This window comes from uncultured Erythrobacter sp. (assembly GCF_947502395.1).
Classification (GTDB): Bacteria; Pseudomonadota; Alphaproteobacteria; order Sphingomonadales; family Sphingomonadaceae; genus Erythrobacter.
Genome location: NZ_CANMZM010000003.1, coordinates 24,427 through 42,950 on the forward strand (window position 1 = coordinate 24,427; position 18,524 = coordinate 42,950).

Consider the following 18,524-nt stretch of genomic DNA (forward strand, 5'->3'; position numbering starts at 1 on the left):
TTCACATATTGTTATATTGAGCCAAGGTCAAACAAACCGGAGTTGACGATGGCGACCAGTTTGAAGTTATCCGATTGCATCTCCAACGACGAGCTAAGAGAATTGCGGCGTCCGTCGAACTGGCGAGCAATCTTTTCCCTGATTTTCAACTGGGCAGTAATCGCATCTGCGCTTGCAATCGCGATTATCTGGCCAAATCCGATCACAATTGTTCTTGGCATTCTGATCCTGGGCGGCCGGCAATTGGGGCTTGGTATCCTTAATCACGATTGCGCTCATGGGGCGTTCTTCACACGCCGGAAGATGAACGATTTCGTTGGGCATTGGCTGTGTGGCGCACCGCTCAATACCTCACTTTACGCCTATCGCGAATACCATTTGAAGCATCACAAATATGCCGGCACCAAAGACGATCCAGATCTCAGGTTCGTTGAAAAATATCCGGTAAGTCGGGCCAGTTTGAAGCGGAAACTCATCCGCGACATCACGGGACGCACGGGCCTGCGTGACACTCTTGGCAAGATCAAGCGTTTCCGCCTTGCTGACAACTATCCATGGCTGATGTTCCATGTCTTGCTGCTTGCGGTCCTGACAATTGTCGGCGCGCCGTGGGCCTATCTGATGTGGTGGGCTGCCGAGATTTTGGTGTACCCATTTATCATGCGCCTACGACAGATCGGTGAGCATGGCGTTGCCTCGAACAGATCCAGCAGCGACCCTCGGGAGAACACATCGACGACGCTCGTATCCTGGTGGGAGGCGCTGTTGGTGGCCCCCAACCACGTCAATTATCATCTGGAGCACCATCAATTTGCAGCGGTGCCGGGATATCATCTGTCCAAGCTTCACAAGCGGCTTGCAGAGCGGGGATATTATGACGGCTTCGACTGCATCTCGAATGGGTATGTTGATGTGTTGCGCCGTGCGGTTCGCCCGGATGAGCCGCGATCCGCAACACAAGGTTGAGTCAGGGAAAGGACCAAAGACATGCCGACAGTCGTCTACGAGAAGGACGGACGCATCGGGCGTATCACGCTTAACCGCCCGGAAGTCATGAATGCTATCAACACAGATCTTCCCCGTGAACTCGAAGCTTGTGTCGAGCAGGCGAATGACGACAAGGACGTGCATGTCATTGTCTTGAGCGGTGCGGGTGATGCATTTTGCGCAGGGTATGACCTCACGGCTTATGCCCAGAACACCAGCGGAAAGTCGCAATACGGCGAGGGTCCATGGGACCCGATGCAAGACTATGCATTTATGATGGGAAACACCCAGAAGTTCATGTCGCTTTGGCGCAGCTACAAGCCCGTCATCGCGAAGGTTCACGGATTTGCGGTCGCCGGCGGTTCAGACATCGCCCTCTGCTGCGATCTGGTTGTGATGGCTGACACGGCCAAGATCGGTTACATGCCGGCGCGGGTTTGGGGCTGCCCCACAACGGCGATGTGGGTCTATCGCCTTGGAGCAGAGCAGGCGAAACGCATGCTGTTGACTGGCGACAAGATCGATGGGCGCGAGGCAGAGCGGATTGGTCTCATCCACAAGGCAGTTCCAGAGGCCGATCTCGACGTCGAGGTTGAGCGTTTGGCCGAACGCATGTGCACTGTCCCCATCAATCAGTTGATGATGCAAAAGCTCATGATCAATCAGGCCCTAGACTCAATGGGACTGCAGAACACTCAGATGATCGCGACCCTGTTTGACGGGATCACTCGGCATTCTCCCGAAGGGGTGAACTTCAAGCGCAGGTCGGAGGAGATGGGCTGGAAACAAGCGGTGCGCGAGCGTGACCTTGGAACCTTCGATTGGACCGAGAACCGTTCGATCAACTCAGCGAAGTAGCCGGCTCAATACGATACATCACGCGGGTCGATCTCGATTTGGCAATGCCCGCAAACGCAAACTGTCCTGACATCGGCGCCGCATGGTTTGTGAACGAGTTCGGCCCAAGGTTTGTCAGCTTTGGGTGCCCAATCAAGCGCCCACGTTCGCATGACCAACACCGGGTCGAGGATCGCCAAACCTGCATCGGTCGCGCGATAGGCGGCGTTTTTGCTCGAATGAGTGCGCTGGAGAATTCCCTGTCGAGCAAGGTGTTTGAGCCGGTCACTAAGGATCGTGTCAGCAACGCCAAGAGTTTTCTGCGCATCGCGAAATCGAAACTGCGTCTGCAGCGCGCCGTAAACGATCAGCATGGACCAGCGGTCCCCGACAGCTTTCAGCATGTCGACCGCCGGATCGGGACGATCCGAGATGTCGTCGAATGAAGCCATCTTGCGCCACCCGCGCACGCTTCCAGTTCCGGGCGTCGATCGTTTGAGAGCGCCGATCCGAGGCCATACAAGGTCCTGACTGCGGATCTGCTGACGGCAATTGGTGCACACAGTCCTGATGCTTAGCGGCTTTCCGCAAGCCTTGTGGATCAACTTGGAGGCACCGGGTTCGGATCGCCATTCCTCGCCCCATGCGATCATAGATAGAGCGATTGGATAGACCGCGCGCCCCTTTGCAGTGAAGCGATATTCGAAGCGCGGCGGTGCCTCGTTGTATTGGTGCCGCTCAAATATCCCGGTCTCGATCAGATGCTTGAGTCGCTCGGTCAAGCGAGCTCGTGAAATGTTCAGTCTGTCACAGAAATCCTGGAATCGCGCCGCGCCGAAGAATGCTTCTCGCGTGATCAGAAACGTCCAGGCGTCTCCTAGAGCGTCGACAGCAGCAAAATAGGCATCTTTCCCGGTTGGGTTTTTGGCATCCATCGGAAGGTCCTAGCAACATTGCTCAAGCAGCACCAGAATTCACTAGCATATTGAAACTCGCTCTGATAGAGTTCCACTATGCTAGTAACGAAAAGCACCAATGCGATTAGCGGCCTCCCATCGGCGCGACCGCAGGAATCCGTGCCGATCTGCTCACCTGTTTCACTGAAGACAGCAGACGGTGTGGGTTTGCATCTGGATCACATTCGTCCGGTCGAGATCACGGGTGCAGCGATACTCATTACGCCTGCGATGGGGGCACCCGCGCGAGCCTATCGGCGATTGGGCCATGCGCTCGCGGACAGAGGGCATGCGGTCGGAATACTCGATCCGCGAGGTATCGGCGAAAGCGACCTTACCCCGTCGCGCAACGTTGACTTTGGTGTGCGGGAGTTTCTCGAACAAGACTGGCAAACCGCCGTCGAATGGCTTCGCACAACCCATCCGTCGACCAAGACAATCCTTCTCGGACACAGCTTCGGCGGACAGCTGAACTCGATCTACGCTGGTAAGCATCCTGAACAAGTCGATGCTCTGATCAATCTATGCGCTGTCTGGCTGCATTTTCGCGAGATGGGGTCGATCGCACAACAAGCAAAAGGCCTGATTTTCTTCAGCCTCATGCGAGCATGTGCGGAAGTCATCGGATTTGGCCCCGGCGACAAGCTTGGCTGGGGCGCACGGTTCGCCAAACAACATGTTCGCGACTGGTCATCCTGGGGTCTCGACGGAAAGTACATGTATCACGGAGGCGACGCGCGCGAATGTCTGCGTCAGGTCACGCAGCCAACTCTGGCGGTGTCCTTCACTGACGATGACACACTCGGACCTGGCCCGGCCTGGACCCGCTTCTGCGATGAGATGGCGGCATCAGAAATGACACGATGGCGCTTGCGCCCTGAGGATATCGGAAAATCAAAAGCTGGGCATTTTGGCGCGCTCAAGGATGCCGACCCACTCTGGGAAAAGATCGATGCCTGGATCAGGGCCTCGGTCCTTGATGGATGAGCCTTGAGCAAAAGGAGAATGACATGACGGACGACCGACAGGAAAAAGCGCGTGCAATTGTCGAGCAGCTCTGGGGGAAAGGGGCGGCATCGGGCAGCGACGGCAACGACGGCAACGATGATCCATTTCGCGGCGTTGCTCTGGAACATTTGTTCGGAGAAATTTGGCCAAGACCAGGCCTTGCGATCCGGGACCGGTCCCTGATCACTGTCGCCGCTCTGCTGGTTCTTGGCCGCGAGAAGCAATTTGCGCTGCATCTGCGCGGCGCACTCAATGTCGGCGTCACCCCCGAAGAGATCGAAGAGATGATGGTCCACCTCGCCTATTATGGCGGGTTTCCCGTCTCCGCCTCTGCTCGCGACATTGCGCACACAATCTTGCCGAACGCAGGCGACAAGAACTAATCACAAGGGAGAGTTTAGGATGAGCAAAACACCACACGGATACAACCGCAGCACAGCCACGCGACCCGAAACCGAACACCTCATCTATGAGGAAGATGGTGACGTCGCGACCATCACGTTGAACCGTCCCGAAGTTATGAATGCGCTTTCCATCGATTTGTCGCGCGAATTCACTGAAACGCTCGAATACATCCGCGATCAAGAGCACCTTCACATCGTCGTACTGAAAGGTGCTGGCGGAAATTTTTGCACCGGCGATGATCTGACAGAAATGGCCGCCGGCAAATGGGGGCACCCCAATCAGGTGTTCCGCCGAGTGCGCTACTACCAATACATGGCGAATACGTTGGAGGAGCTCGACAAAATCACCATAGCCTCTGTCGACGGCAATTGCGTTGGCGGCGGACTTGAAGTCACTATGGCATGCGACTTCGTTATCTGCACCGAGCGAGCTCGCTGGGGCATGCCCGAAGTGGACTGGGGCATCACACCCGGTTGGGGCGGGACGACCCGAATGGTCCGACTGATCGGTCGCCGCATGACGAAGGAGATCAATCTTCTAGGCGCGCTGCATCCTGCAAAACGCGGCATTGATCTGGGCTTGTTCAACCGCGTTGTTGGAAACGACGAACTCGAAGCGGCGACACAGGAACTGGTCGAGCTGCTTCAGATGAAAAACCATCAGGGGCTCCGCCAATTGAAGTTCATCATCAACAAGAATGTCGAGGCCGACCTCAACACGGCGCAAGGCTTCGAAGCGCTCCAGACTGCGTATACCAGCTCGGTCAATCAAACGGGCGCAGTTGCCGACGCGGATGATCGCCATGGCTGGGCCTCATACGTCAAGAAAGACCCGGAAAGTCCGATCGCGAAGCGGCGCACCACCTCAATCGATTTCTGGGTGGACTGAAATATGAACCGCGAGGAGACACAGGCGGTGCTGGACGTATACTACAACGCGTTCAACACCATGGATAAGGACGGCGTGCTTGCCGTCTTTACCGAAGATGCCGACTTTATCGACTTCACCATGGGCCGTAATATGAAGGGGCGCGACGAGCTTGCCGCCTTTATCGACGAGACATGGCGCCTCAGTCCGTATTTCCGTCTCGAGCCGGAGATCATCGTCATCGACGACAGTCAGGTCGCGGTTCAACTCTACATGTCAGGTGCCAAGAAGGTTGATGCAGCTGGCAGGCCCAAGCCCGGTGAGTTGTGGCGCATTCCGTCCACGTCGTTCTTCAAGTTTCGCGGTGAGCAAATCCACTGGAAAGCGGATTGCTGGAATGCGCTGGCGATCCCCAAACAGATCGGTTGGCTGAAGACAGTCCCCATGATGATGCGATCCAACGGTAAGTCGGCGAGATAACGATGCGATATCTTCTGGACCGCAACCAGACAGTTTGTTTCCATCCTTGCCGTCGCGGTTGTAGTCATCCCAATCTAAAGGACAGCCCTCGGTAGCGGCCCCACCTGCTTGGCCGCCCGCACGTCGCCAAGCTTCTTACTCCAGCAATTTTACGTCTTCTGACCAACGGGTTTCGCCGATTGTGCATTCTTCGATGGGGTAAAACATGGTGGTCATCAGTGTGCCCCGTCATGCGCGAGTAACTCGACCGGAGTTCGGTCCATAAGCAAAAACAATTGCACCGGCGCACCACGCTTCTTGCGCGGCGCTCTGTGGAATTAGGCGAGCTTAGGGTGCAAATGGACTTTTCCTGAGTTCGTACGGTCGATGTACGAGCCATGCGCATCCATCCCCATGAGCAATTCCTTGCCAGCGGTATAAGGATAGCTGGACCCGAAACCGACCACCTTAAGAAGCTTCGAACATTCTTCGGCATAGGGATGCAAGTCGCCTGTCAGTTTCGCATCACTGTCGGACCCTTCGAGTTCGACCGGCGATCTAAGTAGCAAGGTCAGCTTGAATTTCGGCGTTTAGAAGGCATCGGTTTGAAGTCGAATGACCGCAATTGGTACACAAAGCGGTCACTCGACTTCAAACCTCCTGCAGTTCACGCTTAGCCAAAATACTACTCGGTATCAGTTAGGGCTGGAGTTATGCCCGGGCAAGTGGGCTTTTTCGCGGGCCATTCGGAAAGGTCACGGAAATTAATGCAATGCAAGCAATAACTTAAGCCGTAAGTGCGATGCTTCTTCTGCACCATTTGTTCTTCTCACGTTCTCCCAAATAGTCTATGAAAACCGCAGAAATCCAAGGGATTCCGCCCCTGGATCGTCTCGGAATGTTCCGCCCAATCTCGGCCGTTCCCCACATGTCTTTGAGCATTACGCGACTCAAATCTCTGAAGCCCAAAGCCGGGCAATTCACGGACAAAGCCAAGCGCTGCCAGCCCGCTTTTTGCGATGAGGTGCCGCTGAGCCTACAGTTCGTATTTGAGTCAATTGCGCACGATGTTCTAGCCAAAGTCGTAGCGGGGGATTGTTTGTTGGGCAAAGAGTCAGCGCATCACCCCCAATTGAAACAATCGACATCGCGAGAAAAACACTAAACAAAAACCGTGCCGGCCGGATTGACTCATAGGGCCCGGTAACTGCCGGCCCTGGAATCTGATTTTCGGAGTGTTAGATGACGGCGATTTTCACAGGTCTCGGTGCAGGCCTTGAGCGTGGTTCAGCAAATATCTTAGGCGGTGCGGGCCAAATCGGTGGGAAAGCCCTTGGGCGTGCAGGTGAGAATGTCTCTGTTAATGCTGCGACCGGCAATCTTGTCATCAACCGCCGCGATGAATTCCTGACCGGGCGCGGGCTCGATCTTGGCGTCTCGCGCACATACAATTCGATCATCGACGCCCATGATGGCGACAATGGCGATCAATGGCAGCAGAGCACGCATCGCCGCATCTTCGATATCACTGGCCAGCAGAACCAGTCTGGAAGCACGATCAAGCGCCAGGGGGCCGATGGCTCGGTTATCACCTATAGCTGGAACTCTTCCTATGGCGCCTATGTCTCCACCGATGGCAGCGGTGCTTTCGACACGATCCAAAAGGTCGGTAGCAATTGGGTTTGGCGTGATGGCGCGACCAAGGTCAAGGAAACCTATGCAGCCTCAGGCACAAACAACTGGCGGATAATCAGCCAGCGCGACTCCGACGGTCATGGTCTTACCTTCTCCTATGTCGGTACAAAGCTCGACAAGGTGACCACAGCCAATGGCGAGTGGATCAAGTATCACTACGAGGGTGCTAATGTCCGCCGGATCGAAACCGGCTACAAGGATGGCAGCACCGACAAGACCCTCTCGCGCGTTTGGTACAATTATGACAGCCTGAACCGGCTGGAGAGTGTGACCACTGATCTGACGCCCGAAGATTCAAGCGGCTCGGATGGTAATGTCTACATCGTCAACTATGGCTACCACGGAAACACAAATCGTGTCGCGACTATTGGGCAGACCGATGGCGCGCATCTGGCGATCACCTACAATTCAGACGGGAAAGTAACCCACCTAAACCAGACAGCGGCGAGCGGTGAAATCCGGCAGACACGGATCGATTACGGACCTGGCTGGGCCTCGATCACCCATCCTGATGGCACGACGAACAACCTTTATTACGACAGTAAGGGGCAGTTGGGGCAGATCAACTTTGTCGGTCCGCAATCGGGCGATCCGGTGACCACGAATTACTTCACCTATGATGCGGATGGGAATGTTCTGACGGTTCGAGATCAGAACCTGAAGACGACCAAATACACCTATGACGACCGCGGTCAGCGCACCAGTTCGACCGATCCGCTGGGCCGGACGATTGTCTATCAATATGATGATCAAGGCAATCTGGTGCGCGAGTCTGAGCTGTTTTCGGATTTGCTCGCTCACCCACGCGAGTTTCTAACGCAGTCGTCTAACGGTTCACCTGAAGCAGCATCGGCTCTTCATGGTGACTGGGCGCTGCAAAATGGCATCGCCACCCAGGCCACCGATGGATACATTTGGGCAGGCATCACCGCCAAGTCAGTGATTACAGCGCAAACGGGTCACACCTACACGGTCACTGCCGAGGTGAAGATCGATGGCGGCACCTATGATCCTTCGCAGGGATCGCCTTTCGGCTTAGGCTTCATAACGCTGGATAGTGGCTATGGCCGAGTTGCGCACAAAGCGAACTGGCCAAGCCCAGCATCAGTCAGTAGCACGATCCTGGACAATGGCTGGGTGCGTTTTGACTACACCTACAAAGCCACAGCGGCTGACACATATCTTCGCCCCCATTTCTATCGTCGTCCCTCACTTGGCGGTAACGGTACCCTTTCGGTACGCAATTTTAGCCTCAGTTCGGGCAATGACGAGAACACACTCGCGCGCAACTGGGACCGGTTTGCGGATATTACCTCGAAGCCTACCACCAATCTCAGCCACGGCACCGAGGGACAGTCTCCCTCCGAAGCCTGGCAGCTTGGCAGCTATTGGACGTTTCAGGATGGCGTCGCGAGTAAAGCAACAGGCACCGATCAATGGGGCGGAATTGGCACTCGCGAACTGATCGTTGGAGAGGTCGGGAAAACCTATAAGATCTACGCCGATGTCAAGATTGAGGGCGGGACTTATGACTCCTCGAAGAGTGTTCCGCTGGCAATGGGTTTCGTCACCCTTGATGGAGATTACAATCGGGTTTCCCATCGTAACTATGCAGCATCCGCAAGCGACGTCTTCAATAAAGGCTGGGTACGCATTGAGTACACCTACACAGCCACTGAGTCAGAAAAGTTTCTCCGTCCGTATATCTATCAACGCCACTCGCTGGGCGGCAACGGCACGCTCTCGATCCGCAATTTCCACGCAGAGCCTGCGCATGATGTCGCAATAGGCCGAGAACTGGAGCAGACGCGCTACGTCTACGACAGCGAAAACCACTTGCGCTATGTCATCAACGGCGGCGGTGAAGTGACGGAGTATCGCTACAACAGCGATGGCACTCTCTACTACAAGTCCGAATACCCGGAGCACACCTATTCAACTGGCACCGGGATCCCGACGCTTGCTGAAATGGATACCTGGCGCAATGGCTTGGCGGATCGCCAGTCGGCGCGCGGAATCAAATACACCTATGACGCGCGCGGAAATCTGAAGGAAACGCTCGACTACGGCTACGCCGCTTCAAATGGCGGCGGCACAACAACCGAAGACTACACGCGCAAATATCTCACCTACGATCAAGCGGGCCGGTTGCTGCGCAGCAATTACTATGGCGAGATCGGCGAGACCTACATCTACGACGGCATGGGCCGCGTCATCGCCTCAACCGACGGTGCGGGTGAGACGACAAACTTTGTCTTCGAGGATGCTCAGACCAGAACAGTCATCTCCAACACTCTGGGTGCGGTCACCACCAACACCTACAACAAGGCTGGCGAGCTGATCAGCCAGACCAATAGTGGGTCTTATGACCACACGGGCACGTCATCGTATAAGTACGACAAAATGGGCCGTCTCCGGATGGAGACCGATGAAACAGGCAACGAGAAATACTACCTGTATGACAAGCTCGGCCGCAAGATTGCCGACGTCAATGAAAACCGCGAGATTGCCAGATATCGTTATGACAAGACCGGGCGGCTTGTTACAACTGTCAGGTATTATGAGGCGGTAAGTGAAGCCAATCTCACAACACTAAGAAACCCCAACAACACACTTGAGATCGATGATATCCGGCCTGGTGGTCACATTGACGATATCTGGAGCTGGAATGTCTATGATGCCAAGGGCCGCGTCATCCAGACCATAAGCGGTGAAGGAGGGGTGAGCCGGCTTGAGTACGATCACGCCGATCGCCTCGTCAAAACAACCAATTATTACAATAAGCTTTCCCAGACACAGATTGACGGCTTCAAAAGTGCCGCGCCCACATCACTGGTGCTTCCTTCGACGCATAACAATGACACAACCTCGCGCGTCTTCTATGATCGCGCTGGCCGCGTTGTCGGCGCTTTGGACGGTGAAGGCTATCTCACTGAAACCCGCTATGATGAAGCCGGGCAAAAGATCGAAGAGATCGCCTATGCCAAGCGCACCGATAGCGCGCATTGGGTCTCCGGCACATTCGGCGAGCTGCGCGAAAGTGCTGCACCTCATTCTGCGTCCAATCGGCGGATGCACTATGTCTATGACGGCCGCGTACTGCGTTATCAGATCGACCATGACGGGCGCGCGACCAGCTTCAAATACAACCGCGCGGGCAAGGTTACCGAGACGATCGTCTACGCCGCAGCAATCAACACCGGCGACACGACCTTTGACAGTGTAAAAGCGAAGCTGGCTACGGTTGCCAACTCAGCAAATGACCGCAAGAGCACAAACGTTTATACCAATCGGGGCCAGGTATCTTACAGCACCGATCCGGCAGGTCTCCGCACCACCTACACTTATGACGCACGCGGACAGGTGATCAAAACGGTGGTTGGAACGGATGCCAATGCGCGAACCACGCGCCATTGGTACACAAGCCAAGGAGCACTCAAATTTACTGTCGATCCCGAAGGCTACATAAAGCGCTTCGAATATGATCGGGAAGAACGGCTTACCGGCGTCAGAAGCGGGGCTAACAGGGTAAGCCCAGCCGACAATGCCAGCCTCAATCACATGAGTAGCCTCCTGAACAACTCATCTGCTCAATCGGTTTATGAGAGTTATACTTATGATGCTGTCGGTCGTCGAAGCTCTGTAAGCAATGGAGAAGGCGACAAGACCGCAATCAAGTACAACCGCGCTGGGCTTCTTATCCACGAAGAGCATGGCGATGGTACTGTCGATGAAAACCAATCAATCACGGTCTACAATAATGACGGAACCGTTAGATATCAGTCTTATGCGCGCGGTACCTCTGATCGTGTGGATACTCATTACTATTACGACGGCATTGGCAACGTCACCTCGGTCAAAGACCCTAACGGAAAGACAACCACCTATACCTACGACAAGCTTGGCCGCGTTCTTACAGAAACGAACCCTGAAGGCGGCGTAACCCGGTACGAGTACAACGCTTTTGGTGAAGTGGTGAAGACCACCGATCCGCGCGGCAACTCCAGCTACACCTATTACGATAACTTGGGCCGCGTCACGAAGACGCGCGATGCTGAGAATTACGTCACCGAGACCACCTATACGGTGTTTGGTGAGATCAAGAGCGTTACGCGGCGCTATAACAAGACCAGTAGCGCTGTGAGTACGACAACGCCGCCCAGCGTCTCTGCCCACAGCCTCGATGCGACGACGACGTTCGAATATGACAAGCGCGGACTCGTCACGAAGACCATCGATGCCGAAGGCCACTTCGAAACCTTCATCTACGACATCTACGGCAACCGTACGTCGGCGCGGGCCAAGTCTTGGAAGGAGGACAAGGTCCAAGGCTACGCAACCACATACACTTACGACAAGCGGGGCCTGCTGCTCTCCGAAACGCTGCCGATCTCTTCCTGGCGCAATGACGGAATTCAGGTCTCGGGCAACGTCACCAATCGCTACGAATATGATGCCCGCGGCAACCGCACCAAGATGATTGAGGCTTCAGGCCTCGTTGAACAGCGGGTCACCGAGTACAAATTCGACAAGGCCGATCGCCTTATCGAAACGATCTCGCCCACATTCCAGGGCACGTTGAACGAGCACATCAAATATGACGCTCGCGGCAACATTACCGAGACGATCGATGCAGCCGGTGCACGCACGTTGTTCTTCTACGATGACCTTAATCGCAAGGTTGTCGAGATCAACGCTGTTGGGACATACACCCGCTACACTTATGACAAGAACTCCAATGTCACCAAAATCGAAGTCTTCGAGAACACAGTAGGTTTGCCCTCAAATGGCGGTGCCCTGAGCGAGGCACCGAACGCCCCTTCCGGCAGCGCCCGCGTCACGACCTTCACCTATGACGGTCTCAACCGGATGAAAACCAGCTCGATCGCTGGGGTGCGGACCGGATATTGGAACGGGTCCACCTCCAGTCCAAGCTGGACCACCACAACGGCTGCGATCACGACGAGCTACCAATACGATGCCAATGGCAATGTGATTAAGCTGACCGATCCCAATGGCAACACGACCTGGAGCTATTACGACAAGCTTGGGCGCAAGACAGCGCAGGTTGATGGCGAACGCTATCGCACCGATTGGAGTTACAACTCAGAAGGCAACGTAACACGCGAAACCCGCTATTCAAATCTCACTGCGACGCCGAACAGTACGACCGCCCCGCCGTCGGTAAGCGCGAATGGCACCAACGATCGCGTCACCAAGTTTGGCTATGACAGGAACGGAAACCGTCTGTTTGAGCAACGTCTCTATGTACTTGTCCATGACGGCAATGGCAGTCAAACCAGTGTGCACTCGACGGTGAACTATCTCTACAACGGCCTTGGCCAAGTCGTTCGAAAGACCGAGGCGACGGGCGATCAGGTTAACTACCGCTATGATGCCGGTGGACGGCTGGTCGAAGAGAAGCATGCGAGCTTCGCTTCTTACAATGGCACCGTTACCCCTGAGGTAGATTACTACTACAACGGTGTAGGTGATCTCTCCTTAACTATCGCGAGGGGGCAGAGTGGTGCCGCAGACCGGTGGACAAAATATGGCTATCAGAATGGCAAGCTACGTTGGGTTGATGACCCACATGGGTTCCGCACGCTCTTTTGGTACGACAGCGCTGGCCGCCAGACGAATGAATATTATGCCCGTGTGACGTCCAACGGATCGCTAGCTGCAGCGAACGATGGAAAACGGATGTTTTACGACAAGCTCGGCCGAGTGACGCTGAGTTTTGAGGCGACTTATAACGGTTCGACCTGGGGCGATGCAGGCCCACGGACCGTTACCACATACAACGCCTTTGGCGATGTGGAATCCATCGCCGTTGGTGGTCGCACTCAGACGGAGAACCAATACGATCTTGCAGGTCGCTTGACCGCCACAACAGCCGGTGACGGCGTGTGGAAGCATTTTGGCTATGACAAGAACGGCAATCAGACGGTTGCCATCACGTCCGCAGGCTACAACACAGCTGGCAAGAGCTTTGACCATATGCGCGGACAGATCGGCCGCAGCGATGTCAACGCCACCTATACGCAATATGACAAGCGCGGCATGGCGACTAAGGTCGTCGAAGAAGGTCGTCAGCTTGGCGCTTCGACCGCAACGCTAACCAGTACCCGTGCCTACAACGCCTTTGGCGAGGTGATAAATGAGTTCGACGCCAGAGGCGCCAAGATAGACTACGAATACAACACCATGGGCCGGATGACCAAGACCATCAACCCAACCGCCTCGATCACCAACGCAAATGGTTCGGTCCAGTCGGTTCATCCGACCGAACACTATTTCTATGACAAGTCCGGCCGCCTCGTTGCATCCAAAGATGCCAATGGCAATCTGACCAGGCTCACTCTGCTCGCAGGCAGCGGCTATGACGGTTCCGAAGCCTTGGTCACACAGACCCGGTATGAAGACGACGGCATCGTCCGAACTGAGTTCGACGTTCACGGCGATGCGCGCAAGATCATCGATCAGGTTGGACGCACAACGACCCAAACCTTCGACAAAATGGGCCGGGTCAAACAGATCAGTCACGCTGGTGGTTTGATCGAATACATCACTTACGACGGTCTTGGCCAAGAGGTCTATCGCACCAATAATCACTATGGCTCTTCTGAAAAGCAGACCACGGATTACGATACGCAAGGCCGGGTGATCTCTACCCGCAGCTATGGCGGCGATGTCACCACCCACACCTACAGCTGGCAAAACAGCCTTGCGACCTCCGGTATGGGGACGTTCGGTGGATGGCAGAAGGTCACACGCTACCTCAGCAACAACCGCACTCTGACAGAGCGAACCGATCTATTTGGCCGGCTTGTTTACAAGAATGACCTTGGCGGGCGCACGACTACCTATGCCTATGACAAGGCAGGAAGGCAGACGTCGAGTTCGATTGGCGGATCGACCGCGACTTACACCTATTTCAACACCGGCCAGATTGCCACCAACACCAACCTTAACGGCGTTGCCACTTACCAGTATGATAAAGCGGGCAACCGCACGCTTGAGCAGCTGCGCCAAGCCGGCGTGCTGGTGAAGAACCAGACCGCAAGCTACGATTTGCTGGGCCGCCTCACAAATTGGCGCGAGCACGGTACAAGCAAATCACCCGCAGCCCATGAAAACCACTATTACGACGCCAATGGCAATATCCGCCGTACGCAGTCTAGTTTTTATAGGCTGACAGCGACCGGCGCTACATTAGGCGCGGCTCAAACCAGAGACGACTGGTTCGCTTATGACAGCATGAACCGCCTCGTTGTCGTGAATGGTATTCAATCGGGCAACAATGTCATCGCTCGGCGGATCAATGTTGGGAATGCCAACTCCCCAACCTCGGGCATCCCTAGCGGTGCCAGCTTGACCATTATGTACAACAAGGCGGGCGAGCGGGTCTCTCAATCGATCAAGACCACGCGGACTGTGTCTGAGTTTGTCGACATCTATGACGCCCAAGGCAATGGGCAGTGGCTGTATTACGATGTCAATGAGACGCATAGGGAAAGCTACGTTTACAACTCTGCGGGACAGCTGGCTGAGATATGGAACCATGTGACAACGGACAGCACCACGTGGCAAAATCCGCCGTCACCTCCTCCTCCGCCCCCACCGCCGCCACCTCCTCCGGCGCCGACACCGGCACCACCCCCACCACCGCCTCCGCCTCCTCCCCCGCCACCACCGGGCGGCGGTGGCGGCGGCGGAGGCGGTGGTGGGGGTGGTACAGATCCCAACATCAGCCTGCACAGCATCGGCGGTCCGGCTTTGATCGGGATTGCCGGCCTCGATACGAGCGTCGACGATTTCGAACCCACGCAGCCAAGCCTGACGGCACCTTCCACCACCACACCGGGCTCAGGCGGAAGCACGCAGCCATCGGTGCCCCCGGTCACAATCACTTCAGTCGCTCCAACGCAGCAGTCTTCAAACCCGCCGGGCAGCCGGGTCTCGTCATTCACCTATGACAAGATGGGCCGCCAGATCCGTCACCGGGACTTTAAAGGAAGCGGTTCGGTTTTCGACAAGCAGACCTTCTACAACACCAAGGGACAGGTCATTGAAGAGGATAGCAGCACCACCAACGCCTCAAATGACACCAATCGCCGCATCACGCGCTATGACTATGGCGTGGGCAGCAATTACGCGCTGGGCCAGGTCGTCCAGTCGGTCACCGATGGTTACAAGAATGGCGACGATTCCAGCCGATTGGATAGCGCGACCAAATACTTTTACCAATGGTATGACAGCGCAGTTCAGACGACGATCCAACACGACAAGCGCTACTCCAACCATTATCAGCACTCCATTGTTGGCAATGGCAGCGCGCGCGGCATGACGCAGGGTGCCAACCTCAACTCCTACCGCGGCTTCGATGTCGACTATACGACTACCAATACGCTGAATGCCTTCGGCCAGATTACCTATTCCCGGATCCGTGACGGCATTGCGAAAGACGTCAATTTCACCCTTGATGAGGCAGGGCAGGTCTTCCGCCGTCAGGAAAGCGAGCTCAGCCCCAGCGTTAGCCAGGTCGGCGCACCGGTCGAAGTGTGGTACCGCTATGGCGGGACTGAGATGGGCCGGACCAGCAACAATGGCACCGGCAATGTCTCCACTGTAAACTCGATCAGTGAGCGCACCGCGCGTCCGCATCACGAGGATTACACTGGAACCTTCCGTGGCGGCAAGAACAGCGGCAGCGGATACATCGACAGCACCGGCTTTGACCGCCTGAATTCTTACAATCAGGGCTCTGGCGCAGGCACCTACACCGTGCGCGGAGGGGAGAACCTCAGCCAGATTGCGGCCAGCATCTATGGCGACAGCAATCTGTGGTACAAGATCGCCCAAGCCAATGGCCTATCGGGCAATGAAGCCCTGCCAGCAGGTCGCGAGCTCCGCCTACCCGCAGGCGTGGTCAAATCGACCCACAATGCGAACAGCTTCAAGCCCTACGATGCGGGCGAGGCGATTGGCGATCTCTCGCCGACAACACCGAAGCCATCGAAGAGCGCGAAATGCGGTGTCTTTGGGCAGATCTTGCTGGTGGCGATTGCCGTTGCAGTCACGATTGCAACGAAGGGCGCGTTCGCCAAATTTGCAGGCAGCCAAATCCTTGGTGGAGCGCTCGCAGGAGCGGCTGGTAGCGTTGCGAGCCAAGGCTTTGGGGTTGCTAGCGGGATCCAGGACAAATTCTCCTTCAAGAGCGTTGCCATGGCCGCCATCGGTGGCGGTGTCGGCGGCGCACTTGGCGAAGGTGGACTGTTCGAGAAGGGTGTCTTCGGCAACGTCGGAAGCAATGCCCTCAAAGCAGGCCTGACCGCTGCGGCAGGCAGCGCCATCACTCAAGGCATTGGCGTGGCGACTGGCCTCCAAAGCAAGTTTAGTTTCGCAGGCGTGGCTGCGGCAGGTGTTGGAGTAGGCATTGCTAGCGCCGTTGGCGGAGCAATCGGCGGGGGAGCTGAGTACAACAGTGCTGGCGAGCTCACAAAAGCTGCAACTTTTGGTCACCAATTTGTGACAAACGCTGCCAGCGGGATCGCCAATGCGGCTACACGTTCGGCAATCACAGGCAATAGCTTTGGTGACAGCCTGATTGTCGCAATTCCTGACATTATTGGGCAAGCCGTTGGAGGAACGCTGGGCGAGGCAGCTACTGTCCGCCCAACAATTGCTTACGACACTAGTGGGCTGCTGGGCGGGGACACGAGTGTCACTGGTCAAGCAAAGCGCTCTGCGAATGCCAGCGTCGAAGCATCCACTCAGCAGATCGCTGTGAACAATGCACAAGTAACTGAATCGCCAACCGCAAATGTCAATGCGCCAAGAGGCGCAATGATAGAAGAATTTATCGCGTCGCGTGGCGACATCAGCACTCAAGAAGCTGACCTGATCCGCAGATCTCTTTCGAATGTGGATAATCCACAATTGGTGAACTCAGAGAATCGATACAAATCTGAGACCATCCCACCAGAGATGGCCCAACAACTAGGGACATACTTCACCAATAACACCAATTTGGGAGAGGAATTTCTCACATTTGCCAATGGCTTGCATGGCGAATTCGGGTTGTACGGGAATGGCTGGAATTCAGGTGATCTAGAGCAATGGAATAGCTTCGCTGCTGCCTATCGTGCGGATAGCGAGTCAGTCGGTTGGTCCTACCGCTATGAAGCCAGTGATATTGAGATCGCTTTTGGCGACTTTTTCGGAACGCCAGAGGGCATTGTAGTTGCCGGCGCAGTAGCCGAATACACCGGCGCTGATATGTTCGATTCAGACGGTGTCCTCGATGCAGTACGAGCACAGAATCCAGAACTCTATGATACCGGCCGGGCAGCAGGCTTTGCCGGTTCATTAATCGGCCCCAATGCGGCGCGTAGGGTTGGTCGAGAGATTGTTACCGAGGGTGCTGAGGCTGTCGGCAGAAGGAATGTCGACGATGCCTTGACTGGTGGGACAAGAGCCGCTCGCAGAGCGTGCTTCGCCGGCGGTACTCTCGTCCATACAAAGACAGGTTTGAAACCAATCGAGACAGTGCAGGTCGGCGATCTTGTATGGTCACGGTCAGAACACGACGTCGGTGCCCCAGCTTGGCGCCGAGTCATCGAGCATGGAATGACCGGTCAAAAGGAGATTTACGAAGTAGAGGTCTCGACTCCGAATGGCCGCGTCGAAACCTATCGGACCACCGAACTCCACCCATTCTGGGTCGAGGGATCAGGCGACGATGAGGGACGGTTTGTCGCTGCGGCTGATCTGAACACCGGAGACAGGCTGAGGCTCGCCGACGGCTCATCTGCATTTGTAGACGGAGTGAACAGAAGTTCAGATATCGAGCCGGTATACAACTTCTCAGTTGACGGCTGGCATACCTATCACGTTGGCGAACTTGGCGTTTGGGTCCACAACGTTTGCTGGGACGATCTCCCCGTCCAGGTCAGAGACGATCTCGCGTTACTGGGCGTAAAACGAGAAGGATTCAGACCACAAGGTTCCGCGGTCACACTCAATATTCGTATGATTGGTGAGCAAGACAGAACCCGCGTTAGCGCAATCAGAAGAACTATTCGTCATTTTAGTGGTAGTGACAGCGGAGTGGATCTTGTAACGGTTCGCTCGGGTCCAATCATCAATCCGCGCATAGCCGACCGACTGCAGAATCATGTGGCAGACGGCTCTCAATATCTTGGGTTCAATGTGACGAGAACCGCGCCACAGCACTTGAATGGTAGAGATTACCCGTCATACATGCTGCAATGGTTCAGGACGAATTGAGAATGATAAGAGGCATCG

At 55.6% G+C, this 18,524-nt stretch carries 10 protein-coding genes; 7 read left to right on the forward strand and 3 right to left on the reverse strand.

The annotated features are described in order from the left end of the window. Positions 1–11 precede the first annotated feature (11 nt). Positions 12–221, reverse strand: coding sequence for a hypothetical protein (locus tag Q0778_RS11450; RefSeq protein WP_298337738.1), 210 nt, complete (start codon positions 219–221; stop codon positions 12–14). Positions 222–243: 22 nt separating this feature from the next. On the opposite strand from Q0778_RS11450, the gene Q0778_RS11455 reads away from it, so the two are divergent. Both Q0778_RS11455 and Q0778_RS11460 read left to right on the forward strand, forming a co-directional pair. Continuing rightward, positions 244–966 (forward strand): fatty acid desaturase family protein, encoded by a 723-nt coding sequence (locus Q0778_RS11455; protein WP_298337624.1) that lies wholly within the window; start codon positions 244–246, stop codon positions 964–966. A 21-nt stretch (positions 967–987) separates the two neighbouring features. After that, entirely contained in the window at positions 988–1,845 is an 858-nt protein-coding gene (locus Q0778_RS11460; RefSeq protein ID WP_298336226.1) for a crotonase/enoyl-CoA hydratase family protein, read from the forward strand. 5 nt (positions 1,846–1,850) lie between these two features. Here the strand turns inward: Q0778_RS11460 and Q0778_RS11465 are convergent, their stop codons facing one another. Continuing rightward, positions 1,851–2,759 carry a winged helix-turn-helix transcriptional regulator gene (locus tag Q0778_RS11465; protein ID WP_298336229.1) on the reverse strand — a complete coding sequence of 303 codons (909 nt, stop codon included), beginning with the start codon at positions 2,757–2,759 and terminating at the stop codon, positions 1,851–1,853. Between the two features lie 78 nt (positions 2,760–2,837). Here Q0778_RS11465 and Q0778_RS11470 point away from each other — a divergent pair, with 78 nt between their 5' ends. Genes Q0778_RS11470 through Q0778_RS11485 form a run of 4 tightly spaced genes read left to right on the forward strand, consistent with a single transcriptional unit; the run spans position 2,838 to position 5,540 of the window. Then, positions 2,838–3,767, forward strand: coding sequence for an alpha/beta fold hydrolase (locus Q0778_RS11470; protein WP_298336231.1), 930 nt, complete (start codon positions 2,838–2,840; stop codon positions 3,765–3,767). Between the two features lie 23 nt (positions 3,768–3,790). Further along, complete coding sequence (locus Q0778_RS11475; protein WP_298336233.1) at positions 3,791–4,171, forward strand: carboxymuconolactone decarboxylase family protein; 381 nt, start codon at positions 3,791–3,793, stop codon at positions 4,169–4,171. Positions 4,172–4,190: 19 nt separating this feature from the next. Then, positions 4,191–5,081 carry an enoyl-CoA hydratase/isomerase family protein gene (locus tag Q0778_RS11480; protein ID WP_298336235.1) on the forward strand — a complete coding sequence of 297 codons (891 nt, stop codon included), beginning with the start codon at positions 4,191–4,193 and terminating at the stop codon, positions 5,079–5,081. Between the two features lie 3 nt (positions 5,082–5,084). After that, a complete protein-coding gene (locus tag Q0778_RS11485; protein WP_298300650.1) occupies positions 5,085–5,540 on the forward strand; it encodes a nuclear transport factor 2 family protein in 456 nt (151 codons plus the stop codon). A gap of 317 nt (positions 5,541–5,857) precedes the next feature. On the opposite strand, the gene Q0778_RS11490 is transcribed toward Q0778_RS11485, so the two are convergent. After that, positions 5,858–6,088 (reverse strand): hypothetical protein, encoded by a 231-nt coding sequence (locus Q0778_RS11490; RefSeq protein ID WP_298336237.1) that lies wholly within the window; start codon positions 6,086–6,088, stop codon positions 5,858–5,860. 673 nt (positions 6,089–6,761) lie between these two features. On the opposite strand from Q0778_RS11490, the gene Q0778_RS11495 reads away from it, so the two are divergent. Beyond that, entirely contained in the window at positions 6,762–18,506 is an 11,745-nt protein-coding gene (locus Q0778_RS11495) for a polymorphic toxin-type HINT domain-containing protein (RefSeq protein WP_298336239.1), read from the forward strand. Positions 18,507–18,524 lie beyond the last annotated feature (18 nt).

Coding starts and splice junctions, on each gene's coding strand:
- Q0778_RS11450 (WP_298337738.1), bottom strand. CDS start 221: ATGCCAAGAACAATTGTGATCGGATTTGGCCAGATAATCGCGATTGCA.
- Q0778_RS11460 (WP_298336226.1), top strand. CDS start 988: ATGCCGACAGTCGTCTACGAGAAGGACGGACGCATCGGGCGTATCACG.
- Q0778_RS11465 (WP_298336229.1), bottom strand. CDS start 2,759: ATGGATGCCAAAAACCCAACCGGGAAAGATGCCTATTTTGCTGCTGTC.
- Q0778_RS11470 (WP_298336231.1), top strand. CDS start 2,838: ATGCTAGTAACGAAAAGCACCAATGCGATTAGCGGCCTCCCATCGGCG.
- Q0778_RS11475 (WP_298336233.1), top strand. CDS start 3,791: ATGACGGACGACCGACAGGAAAAAGCGCGTGCAATTGTCGAGCAGCTC.
- Q0778_RS11480 (WP_298336235.1), top strand. CDS start 4,191: ATGAGCAAAACACCACACGGATACAACCGCAGCACAGCCACGCGACCC.
- Q0778_RS11485 (WP_298300650.1), top strand. CDS start 5,085: ATGAACCGCGAGGAGACACAGGCGGTGCTGGACGTATACTACAACGCG.
- Q0778_RS11495 (WP_298336239.1), top strand. CDS start 6,762: ATGACGGCGATTTTCACAGGTCTCGGTGCAGGCCTTGAGCGTGGTTCA.